Genomic DNA, 23,025 nt, shown 5'->3' on the forward strand with positions numbered 1-23,025 from the left:
TCTCCGGTCCTCTTTCCTCTCCCCGAACAGGGATGGGTCAGGCAATCGCCGCCGACACTGCGGCAGAGAAGGCGTCCCGCACGTCGGCGTCGTCGGTGATCGGCAGGACCAGCGCGATCCGGCAGGCGGTCTCCAGTGGGATCCCCTGCGCCGCCAGCCGGCCGGCATGGATCAGCATGCGGGTGGAAACCCCCTCCTGCAGGCCATGACCCTTCAAGTTGCGCGAACTTGCGGCGATGCGGACCAGCAAGGCCGCGGTGTCGGCGGCGACGCCGGATTCATGGGCGACGATCTCCGCCTCCACCGCGGCGCTCGGATAGCCGAACTCGATGGCGGCGAAACGCTGCTTGGTCGATTCCTTCAGATCCTTCAGGACGCTCTGGTAGCCGGGGTTGTAGGAGATCACCAGTTGGAAGTCCGGATGCGCCTGGACCAGTTCGTTGCGCTTCTCCAATGGCAGGATGCGGCGGGCGTCGGTCAGCGGATGGATGACGACGGTGGTGTCCTGGCGGGCTTCGACGATTTCGTCCAGGTAGCAGATGGCCCCGTGTCGCACCGCCTGGGTCAGCGGCCCGTCGTGCCATACCGTGCCGCCGGGGTCGAGCAGGAAGCGCCCGACCAGATCCGACGCGGTCATGTCCTCGTGGCAGGCCACCGTCACCAGCGGCCGGCGGAGCCGCCATGCCATGTGCTCGATGAAGCGGGTCTTGCCGCAGCCGGTGGGGCCCTTCAGCATCATCGGCATGCGCGCCGCATAGGCGGCCTCGAACAGCGCCACCTCCCCGGCGACGGGCCGGTAATAGGGCTCCTCCAGAATCCGGTGTGCGTCCAGCGCCATCGGCGCGTCTCCTTATGATTGGTCTCGCTCCGGAGAGAGGCGGCGGGAGTCTTCCGACCCCCACCGCGCCGTCCGCCCTGCTCTTCAGCGATGCAGTGCGGTCTCCGGGTTGGGGATGCCGTCGATCGGGCATTCCTCGGTCCCGACGGTGCCGCGGGTCATCGCCTCGACGCGGGCGCGGGTTCCTTCCGGATCGTTGATCCAGTCATGGTAGAAGCTGTAGGCGCAGGCGGCCTCGCCCTTCGAATCCTCGCCGGAGTTGATCTTGCCGGTGTAGCCGCGGTGGACCAGCTTGAAGAGGTGGTTCTGCGACTGCATGTTCTTGCGCGCGTCGCGGATCAGCGAGGTGGAGAGCTGGGCGTACTGGATGCCGTTCTCCTCGGTGCCGCACTCGCCCAGCGTCCGGCCGTCGAAGCCGATGATGGCGGAATGGCCGAAGTAGGAATAGACCCCGTCGAAGCCGGCGGCGTTCGCCACCGCGACGTAGGTGTTGTTGGCCCAGGCCATCGCCTTGGACATGATGACCTGCTGCTCCTTGGCCGGATACATGTAGCCCTGGCAGCGGATGATGAGTTCGGCACCCTTCATGGCGCAGTCGCGCCAGATCTCCGGATAGTTGCCGTCATCGCAGATGATCAGGCTGATCTTCAACCCCTTCGGCCCGTCGGTGACGAAGGTGCAGTTGCCGGGATACCAGCCCTCGATCGGCACCCAGGGCATGATCTTGCGGTATTTCTGAACGATCTCGCCCTTGTCGTTCATCAGGATCAGCGTGTTGTAGGGCGCCTTGTGCGGGTGCTCCTCATGCCGCTCGCCGGTCAGGGAGAAGACGCCCCAGACCTTGGCCTTGCGGCAGGCGTCCGCGAAGATCTCGGTTTCGTCGCCGGGAACCGACGAGGCGGTCTCGTACATCTCCTTGGAATCGTACATGATCCCGTGGGTCGAATATTCCGGGAAGATCACCAGATCCATGCCCGGCAGGCCGACCTTCATGCCCTGGACCATCTCCGCGATCTTGCGGGCATTGTCGAGGACTTCGGCCTTGGTGTGCAGGCGCGGCATCTTGTAGTTCACGACCGCGACGCCGACGGTGTCCTTGCTGCTGGAAATATCGCCGTGCAACATGGTGCGTTTCCTTCCTGGTTCGTGGATGGCTTGGTCTGTGGATGGACAAGGAGAGGGCGTTCCGTCCCGGTGCGAGGTGGGACGGCGAACCCGTGTTTCGGGGTTAGGAGGAATGGGACCGGAACTGCGGCCTAAACCGCCATGTGCCGGTGAACCAGATCGTCGGTCAGGCTTTCCGTCAGCCCGTGGGCAGCAACCCGCCCCTTATCGAGCATCAGGAAATGGTCGGAGGCCTGCCGGGCGAACATCACATTCTGTTCGACCAGCACGACGGTGATGCCGTACTGGCGGTTCAGGGTCATGATCACGTTTTGGATCTGTTCGACGATGTTGGGCTGGATGCCCTCGGTCGGTTCGTCCAGCAGCAGGACCTGCGGATTTGCAGCCAGCGCCCGCGCGATCGCCAGCTGCTGCTGTTGCCCGCCGGACAGGTCGCCGCCCTTGCGGTTCAGATTGTCCCGCAGATAGGGGAACATCTCGAACACCAGGGGCGGGATCTCGCGCTTGCCGTCCGGTCGGGCGAAGGTGCCCATCAGGATGTTCTCGCGGATGGTGAATTTGCCGATGATGCCGCGCCCCTGCGGGACATAGCCGATGCCGAGGCCGGCGCGGCGGTGGGTCGGCTCGCTCCGGATGTCGCTGCCGCCCAGCCCGATCCAGCCGGTGACCCGGTCGGTCAGCCCCATGATGGTCCGCATCAGCGTGGTCTTCCCCACCCCGTTGCGGCCCAGCACGCTGAGCAGGCTGCCCTTGGGCACCGCGAAGCTGACATTCTGCAACACCGGGCTGCTGCCGTAGAAGGAATAGACGTCGGTCATGTCAAGCATGGGAGATGCCTCCACTTCCGAGATAGGCCTCGCGCACCTTGGGATCGTTCTCCACATGGTGGATCGATCCTTCGGAAAGGCGCTTGCCCTGGTGCAGCACGGTGATGGTCTCGGCGATTTCGCGGACGAAGCCCATGTCGTGCTCGACCACGATAAGCGTGTGCCGGCCGCGCAGCCGCTGGAAGATGCGCGAGGTCTTGCCGGTCTCCTGGATGGTCATGCCGGCGGTCGGCTCGTCCATCAGGATCAGGGCGCTGTCCTGGACCAGCAGCATGGCGATCTCCAGCCATTGCGTCTGGCCGTGCGACAGGAAGGCCGCCCTGGTGTCCAGCTCATCGGCCAGTTCGACGATCTCCAGCACCTCGGCGATGCGCCGGTTGAGGCGGAGGCCGGGGAACATGCGGATTGTCCGGGCCGGGCTGGGAAGCCGGGAGTGCGCCACCTCCAGATTTTCACGCACCGTCAGTTCCTTGAACACGCTGGGCACCTGGAACTTGCGGCCCACCCCGTGGCGGGCGCGCCGATATTCCGGCGCATGGGTGATGTCCTGCCCGTCGAGCAGAATGCGCCCGCCGGTCGGCTGGGTGCGCCCGCAGATCAGGTCCAGGGTGGTGGACTTGCCGGCCCCGTTGGCACCCAGCAGGCAGCGCAGCTCGCCGCGCTCGACCGCCAGATCCAGGCCGTTGACCGCCTTGAAGCCGTCGAAGCTGACTTCCAGGCCGTGGAGTTCGAGATAGCCCATGTCGGTCGTCTCCTTCAGCTCAGCTTGCGGCGGGCGTGCGGCGCATCGGCAAGGGCGGAGGCTGGCGCGGGCCGGGCCGGGCGGGTCAGGCGGTCCGACAGGATGCCGATCAGGCTCGACAACCCGTTGGGCAGGAAGACCACCACCAGGATGAACATGCCGCCGAGGATGAGCTGCCAGGTGTCGAGGAAGCTCTCGGACAGGCTGCCCTGCATGAAGTTGACCAGGATGGCGCCGATGGCGGCCCCCAGCAGCGAGCCGCGCCCGCCGACCGCCGCCCAGATCACCATCGACAGGCTGAGCGGCACCCCCATGAAGGTGGGCGAGGCGAATTCCAGCACCATGGCGTAGAGCATGCCCGCCACCCCCGCCATGCCGGCCGACACCGCGAAGGCGAGCGACTGGTAGGCGGCGACGTCGTAGCCGAAGAAGCGCACCCGGTCGGCATCGTTGCGGATGGCCTGGAGGATCAGCCCGGCCTTGCTGCGGGTGAAGGCGAGGCCGAGCAGCAGGCACAGCGACAGTGCCCCAGCGGACAGATAGTAGAAGGCCGGGCTGTAGGGATCGAAGGTGATGCTGCCGACCTCCAGCCACGCCAGATCGGTGATGCCGTTGAAGCCGCCGGTGTAGGCCTGCTGGTCGATGAACAGCAGGTTGACCACCGCCAGCATGGCGAGCGTGATGATGGCGACATAGACCCCGGCGATCCGGGCCCGGAACATGAAGGATCCCAGCAGCAGCGCCACCACCACCGGGGCCAGGACGCCGGCCAGCACCGCGAACAGGCTGGAATGGAAGGGCTGCCAGAACCAGGGCAAGTGATCGAGGTTGTTCCACACCATGAAGTCCGGCAGGCCGGCCGATCCGGTGTGAACCGGGCTGGTCTTCAGCTTCAGATGCATGGCGATGGCATAGGCGCCGATGCCGAAGCTGACCCCCTGCCCCAGATTGAGGATGCCGGCATAGCCCCAGCTCAAAGCCAATGCGGCAGCGGCGAGGCCGAGCGCCAGATAGCGGGCGAACTTGTTCAGCAGGAAGGCGTCGGTGACGAAGCTGGGAACCGCCAGGATGACGGCGCAGAACAGGAGATAGGCTGCGAACTGCGCATACGGCTTGCTGCGCGACAGGGTCGATTTCGACATAAGCGGGCTCCGGGCGACGGGACTGACCGGGGGACTGGCCCCGTGACGGAGATCGGGTTGGCGGAGATCGGGTTGGCGGAGGTTGGAAGGTTGGTCGTCGGGGAACTGGACACTGGTCATTGACTTGGTCCCCCTCACCGGCGCCGCTGATCGACGAACAGACCCTGCGGACGGAAGCGGATCAGGACCACCACCGCCAGGAAGACCAGCGCCTTGGCCAGCGTGTCGTTCAGCAGGAAGGCGATGCCGGCGGTGCCGCTGCCGAGCAGTCCGGAACTGACGACCGTGCCGATCAGGCTGCCGACGCCGCCGACCACCACCACCATGAAGGCATCGACCACGAAGTTGGTGCCCATGTCCGGCGCCACGCTCTTGATCGGCGCCACCAGCGCGCCGGCCAGCCCGGCAAGGCCGGAGCCGAAGGCGAAGGTCAGACTGTAGATCCTGGCGCTGTTGATGCCGTAGCAGCTGGCGATCTCGCGGTTCTGGGTGACGGCGCGCAGCTTCATGCCGAACTCGGTCCGCTGGATGATGAACCAAGTCAGCGCCAGCAGGGCGGCGCTCAGCGCCAGGATGAACAGGCGGTAGCTGGGGACGCCGACCCCGCCGATGTCGATGCTGCCGGACAGGAACTCCGGCGTCTGGACGTAGCGCAGTTCGGCACCGGCGGACAGGCGCACCGCCTGTTGCAGCATGATGCCGATGCCCCAGGTCGCCAGGATGGTGTCGAGCGGCCGGTGGTAGAGGAAGCGGACCACCGTGCTCTCGACCACCCAGCCGGCCGCCGCCACCATGAAGAACACCAGCAGCAGGCAGGGGATCAGCGGCAGGCCGAACTGCGACTGGAGGAACCAGGTGCCATAGGCGCCCAGCATGACGAACTCGCCATGGGCGAGGTTGATGACCCCCATCGCGCCGTAGATGATCGCAAGCCCGAGCGCCACCAGCAGCAGGATCGAAGCGATGCTGAGCCCGGTGAAGAGTTGACCGAAGAAAATATCCATAAGCCCCTCCGACGGGGAAGGCGTCGGGCGACGCCCTCCCCTGCCCGTTCTATTGCTCACGCACCCTTCAGACCGTCCTTGGTGCAGCTCTGGCCCGGATAGGCCCAATAGGGCTCCGGCTTCACCCAATCCGACGATTGCTGGATGACCTTGAACTGGCCGTCGGCCTGGGCCTGGCCGATCTTCGGCCACAGGTAGCAGTGCAGGTTGTCGCCATCGACTTTCACCTTGCCCTGCGGCGCCATGATCTCCAGCCCCGCCGTGGCGTCGCGGACGGCGATGGGGGTGATGTCGCCCTTGCCGATCTTCTCGACCGCCTTGCGGAACAGGTGCATCTGGAAATACGCCGCCTCCGACACGAAGTGCGTCACCGAATCCTTGCCGAAGCGCTTCTGGTAATTCTCGACGAAGACCTCGTTCTCCTTGGACTGGTGACCCATGAAGTACGGGGCGGAGGTGAAGTGGCCGGCGGCGTACTCGCCGCCCATAGCTGCGATCTCCACCTCCGACGTGGTCAGGCTGGCCATCGGCATCTTGTCCGGGCTGAAACCCGCCGCCTTGTACTGCTTGTGCAGCGCGATCACGCTGTCGCCGACCACGGTGGAGAAGATCACGTCCGGCTTGGTTTCGCGGAACTTGTTCAGCACCGAGCCGAACTCCGAATGGCCGAGCGGCACATATTCCTCGCCGACCACCTCGCCGCCCAGCTCCTTCAGCAGGATCTTGCAGACGTTGTTCTCTTCCTTGGGATAGATGTAGTTGGAGCCGATCAGATAGAACTTCTTTCCGAAAGTCTTGACCAGCCAGGGAATGAACTCCTTCTGCTGCTGGTTGGGCACCGCCCCGGTGTACATGACGTTCTTCGAGCACTCGCGGCCTTCATAAAGCGTCGGGTACCAGTAGAGGTTCTTGCGCTTCTCGAAGACCGGCAGCACCGCCTTGCGCGAGGCGGAGGTGTAGGAGCCGAAGACGCTGACGCACTTGTCGTTCAGCACCAGCTTGTTGGCCTTGTCGGCGAAGGTGGCGGGGTCGGAGGCCGGATCCTCGACCACGGCGGTCAGCTTCATCCCATTGATGCCGCCGGCGGCGTTGATCTCGTCGATGGCCATCAGGGTGGCGTTGTGCATCGACTTCTCGACGACCGCGGTGGTGCCGGTCAGCGAGAAGAGGACGCCGACCTTGATCTCGCCGTTCGCCGCCCAGGCGACGCCGCTGTCCTTTATCCAGATGTGCGGGAAGCCGACCGATCCGGCCAGCCCGGCGACTGCCGTCGATTTCAGAAAATTACGCCGTGTGAAGGTCATGACGTGTTTCCTCCTCGTTTGCCTGTTCTTGCTGGTTCTTCGGCACAGACAGGAGAGCGCACAAAAAAAGCCCCATTCAGGCCGGCGGCCTGCTGGGGCTTCATTGCCTCGGCGCAACTCCCGGCGTCATCGGCGGGGGTGTGCCTGGTGCGGTCTCAAGGTGCGTGAGCTGATTTTAAAATATTCAATGAATGGTGGCGTCGATTATCCAGTATTGTTCCTGCCGGCCTCGAATGGATCGAGCGCCGGGTAAAAGGATCCGTTGCGCGACAAGAGTGTTGCCGCGTCGGTCCATAAGGATTGCACGGTCGGACTTATCCCTGCACAAACCTGCCCATCGGCCTCCCTCGCATCTGTGGTGCCGGAGTGCGCGTCGGTACGTTAGGTTCAAACACAAAAAAACCCCAGCAAGGCTTTCACACCTTCAGGGGCTTCATCGCCTGCCCGTCGATCCGACATCATTGGCGGACGCGAGCGATTTGCTTCACTTGCTTAGTAAGATGCACATCCCACCGCCTTATCGTCAATATCAAAAATGATCAGCGAGTCGGATTTTCCGCCATAAGCATTTCGCTGGCGTCGATGATGGCGGCGGCGACCGCCTCGATGGTCGTCCGCCGGGCCATGGCGCGTTCGCGGATGAAGCGGTAGGCCTCCTCCTCGGTGATCCGCCGCTGCTCGATCAGGATCGCCTTGGCCTTGCTCACCTTCTTGATGCCGTCCAGCCGCTGCTCGACCTTCTGGAGGCGCTTGCGCATGCCGCGCTCCCCTTCCGCGGCGCGGTGGGCCATGAACATGGTGGTCAGCAGACCGAAGGCGCGGATCGGCTTGCTGACGAAGCCGCGCACCCCGTAATCGACCAGGGCCTTGAGTACGGTCGGGCTTTCATAATCGAGCACGGCGACGATCGGCGGTCCTTCGTCGGCGGTGGACCAGGACAGCCGTCCCTGCCCCGACAGCAGTTGGGTCATGTCGAGGAAGATCAGATCGACACCGCTGGGGCGGTCCTTGGGCGGCGGCCATTCGGCTCGGGCCTGGCAGCCGATGCGGTGGAGCTGGCGCAACAGCTCCTCCGCCTCGGCGTCCTGCGGGTGGATGACCACGACGCGAAAGGAACGGATGTCGCGGAGCAGGTTGATCGACATGCGGCGTTTGCCCCGTTTGCAGTCAGACCGTGGCCTGCCGCCGCCGGCGGATGTCCGCCTCGCCGGCAACGTTATGATCCACCAGATAGGGATCGGGCTTCATCGCGACCAGCGACTCCGCGACGATCTCGAACCGGCCATCCGCATCGACCCGGCCGACGCGCGGCCACAGATAGGTGTGGTTGTTGTCGGGGTCGATCCGCACCCGCCCCTGGGGCGCATCGAACTCCTGACCGAAGATGGCGTCGCGCAGCCGGTCGGTGTCCATGCAGTTGGCGATGCGCAGAGCCTGGGAGAACAGGTGGACCTGGAAATAGGCGGCCTCGCACGACGCGTTGGTCCGCTCATGCTCCCCGAACCGCTCGCGGTAGCGGGCGACGAAACGGCGGTTCGCCTCGCTGTCGATGGAATCGAAATAGGGAGCGGCGGTGACGTGCCCGCGCGAGGCGGCGACGCCGATGTCGCTGATTTCCGCCTCGCTGGTGGTCAGGCTGGCAATCGGCATCCGCGCCGGATCGAACCCAGCCTCGGCATAGGCGTGGTAGAGATGGGCGGTGGCGGCACCGACCACCGTGGAGAAAATGAAGTCCGGCTCCTTGCGCCGGATGTCGCGGATGACCGGGGCGAACGCCTTCTGCGTCGCATTCAGCGGCAGGTACTTCTCCGCAAGGATCTTGCCCGACCGCTGGAGCACCAGCTCCCGCATGATCCGGCTGGATTCATAGGGATAGATGTAGTCCGACCCCACCATATAGACGCGGCTGCCATATTCCCGCGTCAGATAGTCGGCCAGTTGCCGGCCGTTCTGGTTGGGGGCGGCGCCGGTGTAGATGACGTTGCGCGAGCATTCGAACCCCTCGTAGAGGGTCGAATAGAGCAGCAGCCCGTTGCGCCGCTCCACCACCGGCAGGATCGCCTTGCGCGTGCTCGACATGTAGCAGCCGAACAGGACGCTGACCCGCTCCTCGGTCATCAGCCGCTCGGCGAGAGCCGCGAACACCGCCGGATCGGATTGCGGATCCTGGACGATCGGCAGGATCTCCCGGCCGTTGACCCCACCGCCGGCATTGATCTCCTCGATCGCCATCAGTGTGCCCTGAAGCTGGGTGCGTTCGATTCCCGCCGTTACCCCGGTCTGCGAGAACAGCACGCCGACTCTCCACGGTTCACCGGTCTTGGGGGTACAATCCATCTGCATCCACCTCTTCGTCGAACTCGCAGCCGTAATCCGCGCCCAGGCCAACCGGTGATTATCCGGTTGAGATTAAAACAAAAAAAGCCCCAATCAGGGCGGTCGGCCCAGATTGGAGCGCCATTGCTCCGGCCCGCTCCATCACGTCGGGACCCGCTGAAACCCAGCCGCGGCCCCCTGGCGTGACGTCGGACAGATATGGACTAGCATACTATGACAAGGACGGATTGTTTGGCGACTCCTGTTTTGCGCGGGCCTGCGGGTTCCGGGAGCGACGGCCGCCGCCCGTCAGGGTGGCAGGCGACGGGTTGGGCGGCCACAGCAGGACGGAGTCGACACCCATCCAGCGGCAGAGCACCGGCCAGGTGCCGACATGGGCGACGATGGTGCGAAGTGCGGCATCACCGTGATGGCAAAGGGCGATGCCGCTCGCGGGCGGGCTTTCGTCGACATCGTGCTCTCCCCGCCCGCTGAGGCCGCCGATCAGGCGGCGCGGACGGTCGACAGGAAGTCCTCGACCTCGCTGCGCAGCCTGACCGTCTCGCGGACCAGACCGCTGGAGGCGGACAGCACGCCGGACGCGGCGCTGCCGGTCTGGCCGACGGTCTGGGCGACGCCGGCGATGTTGCTGTTGACCTCCGCCGTGTGGCGGGCGGCCTGCTGGATGTTGGCGCCGATGTCCTTGGTGGCGGCGCTCTGCTGCTCCACCGCAGACGCGATGGCGGTGGCGATGTCGCTGACCGAGGTGATGGTGCTGCCGATGCCCTGCACCGCCGTCACCGTATTCCCGGTGAATTGCTGGATTTCCTGCACCTTGGCCTGGATATCTTCGGTGGCCTTTGCGGTCTGGTTGGCCAGCGCCTTGACCTCCGAGGCGACGACGGCGAAGCCCTTGCCGTGCTCGCCGGCGCGGGCCGCTTCGATGGTGGCGTTCAGCGCCAGCAGGTTGGTCTGGCCGGCAATGGCGTTGATCAGTTCCACCACCTGCCCGATCTCCTGGGCGGCGGACGCCAGGCTCTGGATCATGCCGTCGATCTTCGTGGCTTCATCCACCGCACGGCCGGCAACGCTGGTGGACATGGTCACCTGACGGCCAATCTCGGCGATGGAGGCGAACAGTTCCTCCGTCGCGGCGGCGACGGTGTTGACGTTGCTGCTGGCCTGTTCGGAGGCCTGCGACACTGCATCGGCTTGGGTGCCGGAGCGGTCGGCGGCGGTGGCCATGCCGGAAGCGGTTTTCTCCATCTCATGCGCAGCGGCGGCGACGGTGGCAACCATGCCCATCACACGGGCCTCGAACTGGGCGGCCATGTCGAGCAGGGCGGCGCGGCGTTCGGCCTCGGTGCGGTCCTTCTGCGCTTCGGCTTCCGCCTGGAGACGGCGGACTTCCAGCCCGTTGCGCTTGAACTCCTCCAGCGCGCGGGCCAGCGTGCCGACCTCGTCCTTGCGGTCCTGGTGGTTGATCGCGACGGACAGGTCGCTGGTGGAGATGCGGTTGGTGGCCTGGGTCAACTGCAGGATCGGCGTTGTGATGCGCCGGCCGATCCACACGGCAAGGCCGAGGCTGACCGCCGCCAGCACCGCGATCACCGCGGCGATGTTCAGCATGGTCTGCAGGCGCGCGGCGGCCACCGTATCGAGATAGACACCGGAGCTGACCACCCAACCCCAACCCTTGGTCAGCTTGGAATAGGCGGATTTCTCCACCGGATCGCTTGAGCCGGGCTTGGGGAAGGAGAAAGAGGAATAGCCGCCGCCGGATTCGGCGGCCTTGATCTCGTCGCGGACGAACAGCCGGCCGCTCTTGTCGGTGCTGTCCCACATCGCCTTGCCTTCGACCTGCGGGTTCAGGTGGGCCAGGATGTTGCCCTTGCGGTCGAGGATCAGCGCATATTCCGATCCGTCGTAGCGGGCCGACCGCGCGATGTCGAGCGCCAGCTTCTGCGCGTCGGCGACCGGCAGCTCGCCGGAGGCGGCCCGCTGCTCGAACCGTTCGATGATGGAGGTCACCATCTCCACCGCGACGCGGGCGCGGGCTTGGCGCTCCTCCATCATCACGGTGCCGAGCGTCTTGGCGGTCATGGCCCCGGCGCCGACCAGCGCCAGGACGGTGATCAGGGGCAGCAGCAACAGGCGCCCCCGGATACCACGCAATGCGGAAATCATGTCTCTCTCGTCCCTCGGCGTCTGGCGTCTTGCTGGATTGGCCTTGTCGGAACGGCCGAGCCGGCGCCCCACCCGCTGGTGAGACGCCGGCCGGGCCGACTGCAAGATTATTCCATTCAGACTTTCACATATGGTTTACGTGCTACACCATTTGGTCAGCGGTTCACCACTTTCGGCGGCAGGGCGTAGACCAGCAGAGCGCCGATCACCAGGCAGCCGGAGAAGAACCAAAGGGCGGCGTTGCTGCTGCCGGTCAGGTCGATGACGATGCCGATCAGCGAGTTGCTGACCAGCCCGGCGATGCTGGCGAGCGAGATCGCCATGGCGAAGCCGGTGGCCGCCGCCGTGCCCTTCAGGAAGGTGGCCGGCAGGCTGAAATAGGCCGGAAGCGGACCCAGCACGCCGACCGACGCGATGGTGAACAGCGCCACGGTGGCGACGAGGTTCTCGGCGAAGAAGGTGCTGGCCGCCATGGCGGCCGAGGCGGCAAGGAAGGGAACGATGATGTGCCAGCGCCGCTCGCGCATCCGATCGGAGCTGGCGCCGATCAGCAGGATGCCGATCACGGCCAGGATATTGGGGATCATCGTCAAGAGGCCGATGTGGAACGGGTCAACCACGCCGGTCTTGCGGATGAAGGTCGGCAGCCAGAAGCCGATGGCGTAGGCGGTCAGCAGGATGGCGAAATCGATGCCGCCCAGCATCCAAACCTTCAGGTTCAGCAGCCCTTCCTTGAAGCTGTGGCCGGCATGCTTGGTCTCCGAATCGTCTCCGTGCAGATCGGCGGCAATCCGGGCCTTCTCATCGCCCGACAGCCACTTGGCATCGCGGAAGGAGTTGGGCAGCGCCACGAAGGTCAGGAAGCCGAGAAGCACGCTGGGGATCGATTCCAGCAGGAACAGCCACTGCCAGCCGCGCAGGCCCTGGACATGGTCGAAATGGCTCATGATCCAGCCCGACAGCGGGCCGCCGATCACGCTGGAGAGCGGCAGACCGATGACGAACAGCGCCATGATGCGGCCGCGGCGGTAGGTCGGGAACCACAGCGTCAGGTAATAGAGCACGCCCGGCAGGAAGCCGGCCTCGGCGGCGCCCAGCATGAAACGGACGATGTAGAACTGCGTCGGGGTGGAGACCAGCATGGTGGCGGCCGACAACAGGCCCCAGGTAATCATGATGCGGGCGATCCACAGCCGCGCGCCGACCTTGGTCAGCACGAGGTTGCTCGGCACCTCGAACAGGATGTAGCCGACGAAGAACAGGCCGGCGCCCAGACCATAGGCCGCCTCGCTGAACTGGAGGTCGCCCATCATCTGCAGCTTGGCGAAGCCGATGTTGATGCGGTCGAGATAGGCCGCCAGATAGCAGAAGCAGAGGAAGGGAATGAGGCGCCAGGTGATCTTCTTGTAAAGCTGATCCGCATCGACGGATTGCGCCGCGCCGAGCGCCGCATTCGCCGTTGTTGTCTGGGCATAGGACATGCTGTCTGTCTCCTTACGCTGATCGCGTTGTGAACCCGTCCTGTTTTTGCATGCCGACGCCGCCTGTCTCGGGTGCGGCGCCGGGTGTCGGTCCCGGTTTTCTTTTTATTATTCCAAGGCTATTTCGGTCCGCTGCCGTCGGAAGCCTGATCCTGTCCTTCTCGACCGTCATTCCCGCGCAAGCGGGAATCCAGCCGTTTCAAGCGCCTGATCCGCAAATCTGGATCCCCGCCTGCGCGGGGATGACGGCCGAACAGCAGGGGTGCCGCCTCAAGCAAATGCCGCCTTCACCGGCCGAAGCGGTCGAGCGCCTCCTGCTTCTTCACCACATCGCCGTATTTGCTGTCGATGTCGAACAGGTTGGCCTCGTGCGGACCGTCGTGGCGGTCGCCGACGCACTCGCGCACCACGATGGTGCGGAAACCGTGCTGGACCGCATCGACGGCGCTGGCGCGGATGCAGCCGCTGGTCGAGCAGCCGGTCAGCACCACCGTGTCGACGCCCATCGCATGCAGCATCGGGGCGAGGCTGGTGCCGAAGAAGGCACTGGCATACTGCTTGGAGATCACCACCTCGTTTTCACGAGGCGTGACCTCCGGGCAGAAGGCGGCGAGCGGATTGCCTTCAACCATGTCCTTCATCACCGGAGCCTTGCGCACCCACATGCCGCCATCGGCGAAATGGCCGGGATGGTAGCGGATGTTGGTGTGGACGACCGGGATGCCGCTGCGGCGGGCGGCCTCCAGCAGGTCCACCGTCTCCGCCACCGCGCTCACCACGCCGGGGGCGTAGAGCGGCGCGCCTTCGGTGGTATAGCCCTGCATGAAGTCGATCACCAGCAGGGCCGGCCGCTCGCCGAAGCCGATCCGGTTGCCCCAGACGCCCTTGTAATTGTCGGATGCGCTCTGCCCGTCGGTCATGGGGCCGCTCCTCAGTAGGCGCCGGACAGCAGGGCGCCGGCGCCGGGCACGATCGGCTCCAGCTTCAGCGCCTTCAGCATGGCGTAGGTCGTGGCGATGGCGGCGGTCAGCACCGGCTTGCCGGTCTCCGCTTCCACCCGCGGCACCACCGGCAGCGACGGCATCTGCACGCAGGCGGACAGGACGACGACGTCCACGCCGTCCAGGTTCATGCCGCGGACGATGTCCGGCAGGTTGTTGGGGTCGTGGCGGGCGACGTCGAGATTGTCGGGGATCTCCAGCGCGCGCCAGTCCTGCACCTCGAAGCCTTCGGCGCGGATATAGTCGACCACCAGCTCGGTCAGCGGGCGCATGTAGGGGGCGACGATGGCGATGCGCTTGGCGCCCATCACCTTCAGCCCGTCGACCAGCGCGCCGGCGCTGGTGACCACCGGGGCGGGTGCCTCGTTCTCCAGCGTCTTGCGGGCGAGGCGTGCTTCGGAATCGCGGTGATAGCCGAGGCCCATCGACATGATGGCGACGAGGCAGGCATAGCCCAGCACATCGACGCGGGCGTCCGACAGCTCGACGGCGCAGCGATCGGACTCGGCGTCCATCGCCGCCAGCTCCTCCTTCTTGACCGTCTTCATCCGCATGCGGGCGGAGTGGAAGGTGAAGCGTTCGGGGCGGATCGCCTGACGCGCGGTCAGCATGGCCGGGATTTCCGTTTCCATGGTGACGTTGGAGCTGGGGACGATCTGGCCGATGCGGTACAGCGAAGACATGCGGATGGTTCCTATCAATCAGGCGAGCGGGTGGCCGAGGCTGTCGCCGAAGGCGGCGAAGAAGCCGTCGAGGTCATCCCAGGGGATCATGTGCCCGGCGTTGGGGACGCGGGCGACGCGGATGGCCGGCTGGAGGCGGGTGATCTCCGCCTCGTCCTCCGGCTGGATCACGCCGCCGCGGCCGGCGACGATCAGCAGCGCCGGGACCGGCAGCTTCGGCAGGTCGGCATGGATGTCGTCCTGGTGAAAGCCCTCATAGGCCCGGACGATGGCCGGCTCGTAGCAGGTGTGCAGCCATTCGGCGCGCAGCCGCAGCTGCTCCTCCGTCCAGGTCGGGCAGAAGGCGCGCATGGCGTCGGCGTCCATGCCCTTCAAGGACTGGCGGATCGAATCGACGTACCAGGGCAGGCCGCTGGGATAGGGCCGGCGGCCGGGGCCGGACACCGGCGGATCGATCAGCACCAGCTGGCGCAGCCCCTTCGCATCGCCGCGCACTGACGCGCGGATGGCGAAGCGGGCGCCCATCGAATGGCCGATCAGAACATAATCGGTCAGGCCGAGCGCCGCGACGAAGGCGTTCACGTCGTCGGCGCAGGCATCGATGCCGTAATCCAGATGCGGACCGCTTTCCGACAGCCCGCGCCCGCGAACGTCCAGCACATAGGTGTCGAACTGCTGCCCGAACCGCTCGGCGACGAAGCCCCAGGTGACGGCCGGGCTGGTGATGCCGGGGATCAGCACGATGGCCGGGCGTCCGGCATGCCGCTCCCCGCCATAGCGCAGGTAATGCTGGCGGATGCCGTTGGCCTGGACGTTGGCGCCGTAGAGGAAGGTCGAGGCGGTCATGCCGCGATGCCTTCGCGCAGCGGCTGCTCATAGACGTCGTAGCCGAAGACCCAGGCGGGATCCTCCTGGTTGCGCAGGAAGGTGTTGGCGTTGGACACCGCCTGCACGCGCGTCGCGCGGTCCTTGCGGTTGGCTTCGTACAGCGCGAAGGCGGTGCGGTAGTCGGTCAAGCCGGTTTCAGTCAGGCAGCGGGTCAGCATTGCCGCGTCCTCGATCGCCATGCCGGCGCCCTGCGCCATGTGCGGCTTCATCGGGTGGCAGGCATCGCCCAGCAGGACCAGCCGGCCGCGGCTCCACAGCGGCAGCGGGTTGCGGTTGCGCAGCGGCCACTTGGTGACCTCTTCCGTGCACTCGATCAGCGCCTGAACGGTCGGGTGATAGCCCTGGAACGCCTCGAACATCTCTTCGCGGCTGCTGTCGACGAAGGCCTCCTGGAAGTCCCAGGCCGGATGCGGCACGCCGGTGACGTAGTAGTATTCGTCGCGCTTCCCGGTGGTGAAATAGACCATCATGTGGCGATCCTCGGTCCACCACTTGATGCAGTCCTCGAAGGTCAGGTCGTATTTGGCCAGCTGATCGCCGCGGATCAGGGCGCGGTGGGCGACCCAGCCGCTGTAGTTCGGCGCCTCGACGCCCAGCAGGGCCTCACGGATGCGGGAGTTGATGCCGTCGGCGCCGATGACGATGTCGGCACGCGCCTCGGTCCCGTCGGCAAAGGTCAGATGCACATCGTCGCCGCTGTCGGTGATCGTCTCCAGCCGCTTGTCGAAATGGACCGAACCGGGGGCCAGCGTGTCCATCTGCAGCAGGTGCATGTCGCCGCGGTGGACGGTGACATAGGCGGCGCCGTATTCGCGCTTGGCGAAGTCGCCCAAGGGAATGCGCGACAGGTAATCGCCGGTGAAGCCGTCGCGGCTGAACCAGAAGTCCGGCTTGGAGCCCATCGCCTCCAGCGGCTTTTCGATGCCCAGGCGGCGGAACACCTTCATCACGTTGGGACCGACATGAATCCCCGCGCCCAACCGGGAGAATTCAGGCGCCTGTTCGTAGACATCCACCTGGAACCCGGCCTGCTGCAGGAGCCCGGCGGCGGCGGCTCCGCCCAGGCCGGCCCCGACGATAGCGATTCTCTGAGTCTTTCCCATGGATATGGCCCTTTGCTGACGTGGGGGTGTTCGGTCGGCGCCGCCGAAGGGCTCGCGACCGGATGCAAGGGTGCGGGAGGGGTGTCCGGGGGCTTCTCGCCCCGGCTCCGGCCGTCGACCGTTGCATTGAACTCGATATGAAGTGTGTACGCTGTTTCAACTTGCCATGCAACACAATTCGCCATACAACGCTACTCAGCCTTTGCGGGGCCATCAGGGCCGTTTGCAGCACGGAGTGACCACGATTTGGCCTTGCTCAGCCTCATTTTAAATCACGGTTGCCTAATTAACGTTCATATCGGCACAGCGGCAGCGAAGGGTTTACCCCCTTACTGTTCATGGTCGAATTAAGCTTATACGCTCTATATGTCCTGGTCAGCCCGCCGTGATGATCGGCGGATGTCCACCCGGAAACACGGCCCGGAACGCGCTTTCAGCGTCTGCGGCCACCAAGGTTGGGAGAGATGAGATGCCGGTGAGCGATCGCGAACTGACGCAGATGTTCGAACGGGTTCTGACCCTGTCCAAGGTGGACAAGACCCAGAGCGTCGCTGTGTTGAAGAGCGACTATTCCAATCCGCGCATCGTGCGTGCGGCGATGGACGCGGCGCAGCGGCTGGGCGCGAACGTCTACGGGGTCGAACTGCCGGCCTTCAACCACCCACGCGCCATGGGCATGGACATGACCGCCTATTGCGGCGACACGCCCCTGACCGGCAACCTCGCCGCCCAGCGCGCGCTGGAGGCGGCCGACCTGATCGTCGACACCATGATGCTGCTGCATTCGCCGGAACAGGAGCAGATCCTGAAGACCGGCACCCGCATCCTGCTGGCGGTGGAGCCGCCGGAGGTTCTGGCCCGCATCCTGCCGACGGAGGAGGACAAGATCCGTGTCAACGCCGCAGCGGAGCGGCTGAAGCGCGCCCGCTCCATCACCGTGACCTCCAAGGCCGGCAGCGATTTCCGCGCGACGCTCGGTCAGTATCCGACGGTGACGGAATACGGATTCGCCGACGAGCCCGGCCGCTGGGACCATTGGCCGAGCGGCTTCCTGTTCTCCTGGCCGGACGAGGGCAGCGCGGAAGGCACGCTGGTGCTCGACGTCGGCGATATCCTGCTGCCCTTCAAGACCTATGTGCGGGAGAAGGTGACGCTGGAGATCGAGGAGGGCTTCATCCGCCGCATTCATGGCGGGTTCGAGGCTGAGTACCTGCGCGACTACATGGCCTACTTCAAGGATCCGGAGGTCTACGGCATCTCCCACATCGGCTGGGGCCTGCAGCCGCGGGCGCAATGGACGGCGATGGGCCTGCACGACAAGAACGACGGCATGTGCATGGACGCGCGCGCCTTCTACGGCAACTTCCTGTTCTCCACCGGCCCGAACACCGAGGTCGGCGGCAGCCGCAAGACCCCCTGCCACATGGACATCCCGCTTCGCGGCTGCGACATCCTGCTGGACGGCGAACCGGTGGTGCTGGCCGGCGACGTGGTGGCGCCGGAGGCGTCCAGGGCATGAGGGGCGGCATGAGGGCGGAAGCCCGCCGCCCTTCCCTGCCCCCGCCGCCGCTGCTATCGTCCGCTACCCACCGGTCCACCGCATGTTGCCCCCGATGACCCAAGACCTGCTGCCCGAAGACGGCGCCGACGCTGGCCCCGGAGAAGCCGATTACGTCTTCTCCGACCAGATCGGACATCTGCTGCGGCGGGCCTATCAGCGGCACCTCGCCATCTTCCAGCGCAACGCCTGCGACCCGCAGCTGACCTCGGTGCAGTTCGTCACGCTCTGCGCCATCCGCGACAACGGGCCGAGTTCGCTGATCGAACTGGTGAAGTCCACCGCCATCGACCAGGCGACGATCCGCGGCATCGTCGACCGGCTGAAGGCGCGCGGGCTGATCCGCCAGACCTCCGACGCGCAGGACCGCCGCAAGGTCATCAACTGCCTCACCGACGAGGGGCGGCAACTGCTGGAGGACATGGTGCCCTGCGCCAAGCGGATCAGCGAGATGACCATGGGACAGCTGAACCCGGCGGAACGGCTGGCCGTCACCCACGTCCTGCAGAAGATGATCGCGCAGGACGGGGAGGAGTAACCCCCCGCAAGATGGTTTTCTGGCCAATTCACCCCGCTTGTACAGCGGGCATGCGGGACTCATCGCACCGGACGGACGCTTTATGGAAAAGACCATCGCGCTGCGGGTGAATGGCCGCGCCGTCTCGGTGACGGCGATGGCCGACACGCCGCTGCTCTACATCCTGCGCAACGATCTGGCCCTGAACGGGCCGAAATACGGCTGCGGGCTCGGCGAATGCGGGGCCTGCACCGTCATCCTCGACGGCGTCGCCGCGCGGTCCTGCGTGATCCCGCTGGCGGGGGCGGAGGGGCGCGAGGTTGTGACGCTGGAAGGGCTGGGCAGCAGCACCGCCCCGCACCCGGTCCAGCAGGCCTTCATCGACGAGCAGGCCGCCCAGTGCGGCTACTGCATGAACGGCATGATCATGACCGCCAAGGCGCTGCTCGACCGCAATCCGACCCCGACCATGGACGAGGTGCGCCGCGCCCTGTCCGGCAATTTGTGCCGCTGCGGCACCCATGTCGAAATCCTGCGCGCCGTCATGCGGGCCGCGCGGCTTCTCTCCTCCCCCGGAGCACAATATGACGACCATCCCGACGCCCAACCCGCAGTCCGAGCTGATGCCGACCCGTGCGGAGCTGATGGCGGCGACCGGCGTCCTGCTGATCGTTGACGAGATCCAGCCGCCCTCCGGCCTGGTCGCCAAGGGCGGCACCGCGACGCCGAAGCCGCCGGAAATCGCGCTGTTCCTGGCGGTGCGCGATGACGGGCAGGTCTTCGCCTTCAACGGCCATGTCGATCTCGGCACCGGCATCCAAACGGCGCTGACCCAGATCGTCGCGGAGGAGCTGGACCTGCGCATGGACCAGCTGCGCATGGTGCTGGGCGACACCGGCCGCGCACCCAACCAGGGCGCCACCATCGCCAGTGCCACCATCCAGATTTCCGCCGTCCCCCTGCGCAACGCCGCGGCGGAGGCGCGCCGATATCTGCTGGACCGCGCCGCCGCCCTGTTCGGCGTGTCGGCGGAAGAATTGCGCGTCGAAGAGGGCGTGGTGATCGCCCCGGAAACCGGCGGAATCGGCAACCGCCGCATCTCCTATGGCGAACTGGTGCGGGGCGAGCGGGTGGAGCTGCGCATCAGCGGCAAGGCCCCGCTGAAGGCGCGCGAGCAGTACAAGCTGGTCGGCAAGGGCGCGCCGCGCGTCGACATCCCGGCCAAGGCGACCGGCGAATTCTCGTATGTCCACGACCTGCGGCTGCCGGGGATGCTGCATGGCCGGGTGGTCCGCCCGCCCTATGCCGGCATCGACAGCGGCGAGTTCGTCGGCAACAGCCTGGAGAGCATCGACGAGGGCTCCATCGCCCACATTCCCGGCATCATCAAGGTGGTGGTGCTGCGCGACTTCGTCGGTGTGGTGGCGGAGCGCGAGGAGCAGGCGATCAAGGCCGCGCGCGAGCTGAAGATCACCTGGAAGCCCTGGACCCGCAAGCTGCCCGACCTGTCGAACCTCGCCCAGGCCCTGCGCGAGAATCCCAGCACGCCGCGCAAGGTGCTGGACAAGGGCGACGTCGATGCCGCGCTTGCCGCCGCCGACCAGCGGATGACGCGCACCTATGTCTGGCCCTACCAGATGCACGGCTCCATCGGCCCGTCCTGCGCCGTGGCCGATTGCAAAACGGACCATGCGACCGTCTGGTCCGGCACCCAGAACCCGCATCTGCTGTGCGCCGACCTCGCGTGGCTGCTGGAATGGCCGGAGGAGCGGATCGACGTGGTGCGGATGGAGGCCGCCGGCTGCTATGGCCGCAACTGCGCCGACGACGTGGCGGCGGATGCGCTGCTGTTGTCGCAGGCGGTCGGCCGTCCGGTGCGCGTCCAGCTGACCCGCGAGCAGGAGCATCTGTGGGAGCCGAAGGGCACGGCCCAGCTGATGGAGGTCGATGGCGGCATCAGCGCCGATGGCGGCATCGTCGCCTACGACTTCGCCACCAGCTATCCGTCGAACGGTGCGCCGACGCTGGCGCTGCTGCTGACCGGGCGGGTCGATCCGGTGGCTGCCGTTTTCGAAATGGGCGACCGCACCTCCATCCCTCCCTACGATTACGAGAACATGCGGGTGGTCATCAACGACATGGCCCCCATCGTCCGCGCCTCCTGGATGCGCGGGGTGTCGGCGATGCCCAACAGCTTCGCCCATGACAGCTACATCGACGAGCTGGCCTTCGCCGCCGGGGTCGATCCGGTGGAATTCCGCCTGCGCCACCTGCGCGAGGACGAACGCGCCGCCGACCTCATCCGTGCCGTCGCCGGCCGCGCCGGCTGGCAACCGCGCACCGCCCCGCAGCAGACCCCGCCGGACGGCGACGTGCTGCGCGGTCGCGGCTTCGCCTATGCCCGCTACATCCACAGCAAGTTCCCCGGCTTCGGCGCCGCCTGGGCGGCCTGGGTGGCGGACGTGGCGGTGGACCGCAAGACCGGCGAGATCGCGGTGACCCGCGTGGTCGTCGGCCATGACGCCGGCCAGATGATCAATCCCGACGGCGTGCGCCACCAGATCCACGGCAACGTCATCCAATCGACCAGCCGCGTGCTGAAGGAACAGGTGGAGTTCGAGGACTCGGTGGTCGCCGCCAAGGAATGGGGCGGTTATCCGATCATGACCTTCCCCGAGGTGCCGGACATCGACGTGCTGATGATGCCGCGCGAGAACGAGCCGCCGCTGGGATCGGGCGAATCCGCTTCCGTCCCCAGCGCGGCGGCCATCGCCAACGCCATCTTCGACGCCACCGGCATCCGCTTCCGCGAACTGCCGATCACCGCCGAACGTGTGCGCGAGGCGCTGAACGGCCCCTCCGAACCGGTCCCTCCCTCCCCGCCGGAAGCAGTGAAGCCGCGCAAGCGGGGGTGGAAGGCATGGCTCGGCGCCTCGCTGACCGGCTTATGCGGGGTGATGATTGGCATGGCGAGCAGCGCTCTGCCCTTCCGCGCCGAGATCGCCCCAGTGTCGCCGCCGTCGGCCGGGCTGTGGTCGTCCGCCACCATCGAACGCGGGCGGCAGCTGGCGGCGCTCGGCGACTGCGCGGTCTGCCACACTGTGGAGAACGGCGCGACCAACGCCGGCGGCCGGCCCTTCGAGACGCCGTTCGGCACGGTCTACAGCACCAACATCACGCCGGATCCGGACAGCGGGATCGGGCGCTGGTCCTTCGCCGCCTTCGACCGGGCGATGCGCGAGGGGATCAGCCGCGACGGCCGGCACCTCTACCCGGCCTTCCCCTACACCGCCTTCCGCAACATGACCGACGACGACATGCAGGCGCTCTACGCCTACATGATGACGCAGCCGGCAGTGCGCGGTGAGGTGCCGGCCAACACCATGCGCTTCCCCTTCAACCTGCGCCCGATGATGGCCGGCTGGAACACGCTGTTCCTCAACCGCGAGACCTACAAACCGGACCCGCAGAAGACTGCGGAGTGGAACCGCGGCAGCTATCTGGTCAACGGCCTCGGCCACTGCGCTGCCTGCCACAGCCCGCGCAATGCGCTGGGGGCGGAGAAGCTGGGCGACGCGTTCCTGGCCGGAGGCACGGTCGATGGCTGGGAGGCGCCGGCCCTGACGGCGCTATCCAAGGCGCCGAAGCCCTGGACGGAGGATGATCTGTTCACCTATCTGCGCACCGGCTTCTCCCAGCGTCACGGCGTCGCCGCCGGCCCGATGGCCGCGGTGGTGCACGAGCTGTCGACCGTGCCGGAAGCGGATGTGCGGGCGATGGCGGTCTATCTCGCCTCCCTGGGCAGCGATGTGGGCGGTGATGCGGTGGAAGCGCCTGCAGCCACCCCCGCCCCCGTCAGTTCCGCTAATGGAGAGCGCATCTTCAACGGCGCCTGCCAAGCCTGCCACAGTGACGGCAAAGGGCCGACGCTGTTCGGCGTCAGTCCGTCGATGGCGGTGAACAGCAATGTCCACAGCGACAGCCCCGACAATCTCGCGCGCGTCATCCTGCACGGCATCCAGAACCCGGCGACCCGCGACCTCGGCTATATGCCGGCCTTCCGCGACAGCCTGTCCGACCGCCAGATTGCGGACCTGATGGCGTATCTGCGCGGCCGCTTCGCACCGGACAAGGCGGCCTGGACCGACGTGGCGAACGCGGTAACGAGGGCGCGGGCCAATCCGGGGACGCATTGACGGGGAGGCAAGCGCTTTACATTGGCGCACAAATCGCCGCGAGGGGGAGGAGCGGCGGCCGCGCATTCGCTTGGTTGGAAGCGGCCGAGGAGAAAGCCGAAACCTGGTGTGGC

18 protein-coding genes and 1 pseudogene are annotated in these 23,025 nt (G+C 66.2%); 4 read left to right on the plus strand and 15 right to left on the minus strand.

Features of this window, described 5'->3' with window-relative positions:
• Window positions 1-37 precede the first annotated feature (37 nt).
• The 15 genes from TSO5_RS25650 to TSO5_RS25720 form a co-directional block, all read right to left on the minus strand.
• Window positions 38-838, minus strand: coding sequence for a CbbQ/NirQ/NorQ/GpvN family protein (locus TSO5_RS25650; RefSeq protein WP_109154282.1), 801 nt, complete (start codon window positions 836-838; stop codon window positions 38-40).
• An 84-nt stretch (window positions 839-922) separates the two neighbouring features.
• Window positions 923-1,963 (minus strand): aliphatic amidase, encoded by a 1,041-nt coding sequence (locus TSO5_RS25655; RefSeq protein WP_109154283.1) that lies wholly within the window; start codon window positions 1,961-1,963, stop codon window positions 923-925.
• Window positions 1,964-2,094: 131 nt separating this feature from the next.
• On the minus strand, window positions 2,095-2,790 hold the full coding sequence (gene urtE, locus TSO5_RS25660) for an urea ABC transporter ATP-binding subunit UrtE (protein ID WP_109154284.1): 696 nt from the start codon (window positions 2,788-2,790) through the stop codon (window positions 2,095-2,097).
• Window positions 2,783-3,532, minus strand: coding sequence for an urea ABC transporter ATP-binding protein UrtD (urtD, locus tag TSO5_RS25665; protein ID WP_109154285.1), 750 nt, complete (start codon window positions 3,530-3,532; stop codon window positions 2,783-2,785). The genes urtE and urtD overlap by 8 nt, the downstream gene beginning before the upstream one ends.
• A 14-nt stretch (window positions 3,533-3,546) precedes the next feature.
• Window positions 3,547-4,674 carry an urea ABC transporter permease subunit UrtC gene (gene urtC / locus TSO5_RS25670; RefSeq protein ID WP_109154286.1) on the minus strand — a complete coding sequence of 376 codons (1,128 nt, stop codon included), beginning with the start codon at window positions 4,672-4,674 and terminating at the stop codon, window positions 3,547-3,549.
• Between the two features lie 134 nt (window positions 4,675-4,808).
• Complete coding sequence (gene urtB, locus TSO5_RS25675) at window positions 4,809-5,678, minus strand: urea ABC transporter permease subunit UrtB (RefSeq protein ID WP_109154287.1); 870 nt, start codon at window positions 5,676-5,678, stop codon at window positions 4,809-4,811.
• Window positions 5,679-5,734: 56 nt separating this feature from the next.
• The gene (locus TSO5_RS25680) at window positions 5,735-6,982 is read right to left on the minus strand and encodes a transporter substrate-binding protein (RefSeq protein WP_109154288.1); all 1,248 of its coding nucleotides are present in this window, start codon (window positions 6,980-6,982) and stop codon (window positions 5,735-5,737) included.
• A gap of 539 nt (window positions 6,983-7,521) precedes the next feature.
• Window positions 7,522-8,127 carry an ANTAR domain-containing protein gene (locus TSO5_RS25685; RefSeq protein WP_109154289.1) on the minus strand — a complete coding sequence of 202 codons (606 nt, stop codon included), beginning with the start codon at window positions 8,125-8,127 and terminating at the stop codon, window positions 7,522-7,524.
• Between the two features lie 22 nt (window positions 8,128-8,149).
• Window positions 8,150-9,319 (minus strand): transporter substrate-binding domain-containing protein, encoded by a 1,170-nt coding sequence (locus tag TSO5_RS25690; protein WP_109154319.1) that lies wholly within the window; start codon window positions 9,317-9,319, stop codon window positions 8,150-8,152.
• 483 nt (window positions 9,320-9,802) lie between these two features.
• Window positions 9,803-11,485, minus strand: a complete 1,683-nt coding sequence (locus tag TSO5_RS25695; RefSeq protein WP_109154290.1) for a cache domain-containing protein — start codon at window positions 11,483-11,485, stop codon at window positions 9,803-9,805.
• A 155-nt stretch (window positions 11,486-11,640) separates the two neighbouring features.
• A complete protein-coding gene (locus TSO5_RS25700) occupies window positions 11,641-12,966 on the minus strand; it encodes an MFS transporter (RefSeq protein ID WP_109154291.1) in 1,326 nt (441 codons plus the stop codon).
• Between the two features lie 287 nt (window positions 12,967-13,253).
• On the minus strand, window positions 13,254-13,886 hold the full coding sequence (locus TSO5_RS25705) for an N-carbamoylsarcosine amidohydrolase (RefSeq protein ID WP_109154292.1): 633 nt from the start codon (window positions 13,884-13,886) through the stop codon (window positions 13,254-13,256).
• A gap of 11 nt (window positions 13,887-13,897) precedes the next feature.
• The gene (locus tag TSO5_RS25710) at window positions 13,898-14,599 is read right to left on the minus strand and encodes an Asp/Glu racemase (protein ID WP_199231019.1); all 702 of its coding nucleotides are present in this window, start codon (window positions 14,597-14,599) and stop codon (window positions 13,898-13,900) included.
• A gap of 69 nt (window positions 14,600-14,668) precedes the next feature.
• Entirely contained in the window at window positions 14,669-15,496 is an 828-nt protein-coding gene (locus tag TSO5_RS25715; RefSeq protein WP_109154294.1) for an alpha/beta hydrolase, read from the minus strand.
• Window positions 15,493-16,641 carry an FAD-dependent monooxygenase gene (locus tag TSO5_RS25720; RefSeq protein WP_109154295.1) on the minus strand — a complete coding sequence of 383 codons (1,149 nt, stop codon included), beginning with the start codon at window positions 16,639-16,641 and terminating at the stop codon, window positions 15,493-15,495. The genes TSO5_RS25715 and TSO5_RS25720 overlap by 4 nt, the downstream gene beginning before the upstream one ends.
• A gap of 469 nt (window positions 16,642-17,110) precedes the next feature.
• On the opposite strand from TSO5_RS25720, the gene TSO5_RS25725 reads away from it, so the two are divergent.
• From TSO5_RS25725 to TSO5_RS25740, 4 genes and pseudogenes are all read left to right on the plus strand, one after another.
• Window positions 17,111-18,160: a 2,5-dihydroxypyridine 5,6-dioxygenase gene (locus TSO5_RS25725; protein ID WP_109154296.1), complete on the plus strand. Its 1,050-nt coding sequence runs from the start codon at window positions 17,111-17,113 to the stop codon at window positions 18,158-18,160.
• Between the two features lie 94 nt (window positions 18,161-18,254).
• Window positions 18,255-18,737: a MarR family transcriptional regulator gene (locus tag TSO5_RS25730; protein ID WP_211099788.1), complete on the plus strand. Its 483-nt coding sequence runs from the start codon at window positions 18,255-18,257 to the stop codon at window positions 18,735-18,737.
• Window positions 18,738-18,819: 82 nt separating this feature from the next.
• Window positions 18,820-19,257: pseudogene (locus TSO5_RS25735) on the plus strand ((2Fe-2S)-binding protein); the annotation flags it as partial.
• Between the two features lie 43 nt (window positions 19,258-19,300).
• Window positions 19,301-22,912: a molybdopterin cofactor-binding domain-containing protein gene (locus TSO5_RS25740; protein WP_109154298.1), complete on the plus strand. Its 3,612-nt coding sequence runs from the start codon at window positions 19,301-19,303 to the stop codon at window positions 22,910-22,912.
• The last annotated feature ends 113 nt before the right edge of the window (window positions 22,913-23,025 follow it).

The sequence above is a fragment of the Azospirillum sp. TSO5 genome (genome assembly GCF_003116065.1).
GTDB lineage: Bacteria > Pseudomonadota > Alphaproteobacteria > Azospirillales > Azospirillaceae > Azospirillum.

Coding starts and splice junctions, on each gene's coding strand:
- urtC (WP_109154286.1), bottom strand. CDS start 4,674: ATGTCGAAATCGACCCTGTCGCGCAGCAAGCCGTATGCGCAGTTCGCA.
- TSO5_RS25690 (WP_109154319.1), bottom strand. CDS start 9,319: ATGGATTGTACCCCCAAGACCGGTGAACCGTGGAGAGTCGGCGTGCTG.
- urtE (WP_109154284.1), bottom strand. CDS start 2,790: ATGCTTGACATGACCGACGTCTATTCCTTCTACGGCAGCAGCCCGGTG.
- TSO5_RS25730 (WP_211099788.1), top strand. CDS start 18,255: ATGACCCAAGACCTGCTGCCCGAAGACGGCGCCGACGCTGGCCCCGGA.
- TSO5_RS25685 (WP_109154289.1), bottom strand. CDS start 8,127: ATGTCGATCAACCTGCTCCGCGACATCCGTTCCTTTCGCGTCGTGGTC.
- TSO5_RS25715 (WP_109154294.1), bottom strand. CDS start 15,496: ATGACCGCCTCGACCTTCCTCTACGGCGCCAACGTCCAGGCCAACGGC.
- TSO5_RS25710 (WP_199231019.1), bottom strand. CDS start 14,599: ATGGAAACGGAAATCCCGGCCATGCTGACCGCGCGTCAGGCGATCCGC.
- TSO5_RS25650 (WP_109154282.1), bottom strand. CDS start 838: ATGGCGCTGGACGCACACCGGATTCTGGAGGAGCCCTATTACCGGCCC.
- TSO5_RS25720 (WP_109154295.1), bottom strand. CDS start 16,641: ATGGGAAAGACTCAGAGAATCGCTATCGTCGGGGCCGGCCTGGGCGGA.
- TSO5_RS25655 (WP_109154283.1), bottom strand. CDS start 1,963: ATGTTGCACGGCGATATTTCCAGCAGCAAGGACACCGTCGGCGTCGCG.
- urtB (WP_109154287.1), bottom strand. CDS start 5,678: ATGGATATTTTCTTCGGTCAACTCTTCACCGGGCTCAGCATCGCTTCG.
- TSO5_RS25680 (WP_109154288.1), bottom strand. CDS start 6,982: ATGACCTTCACACGGCGTAATTTTCTGAAATCGACGGCAGTCGCCGGG.
- TSO5_RS25705 (WP_109154292.1), bottom strand. CDS start 13,886: ATGACCGACGGGCAGAGCGCATCCGACAATTACAAGGGCGTCTGGGGC.
- TSO5_RS25740 (WP_109154298.1), top strand. CDS start 19,301: ATGACGACCATCCCGACGCCCAACCCGCAGTCCGAGCTGATGCCGACC.
- urtD (WP_109154285.1), bottom strand. CDS start 3,532: ATGGGCTATCTCGAACTCCACGGCCTGGAAGTCAGCTTCGACGGCTTC.
- TSO5_RS25725 (WP_109154296.1), top strand. CDS start 17,111: ATGCCGGTGAGCGATCGCGAACTGACGCAGATGTTCGAACGGGTTCTG.
- TSO5_RS25700 (WP_109154291.1), bottom strand. CDS start 12,966: ATGTCCTATGCCCAGACAACAACGGCGAATGCGGCGCTCGGCGCGGCG.
- TSO5_RS25695 (WP_109154290.1), bottom strand. CDS start 11,485: ATGATTTCCGCATTGCGTGGTATCCGGGGGCGCCTGTTGCTGCTGCCC.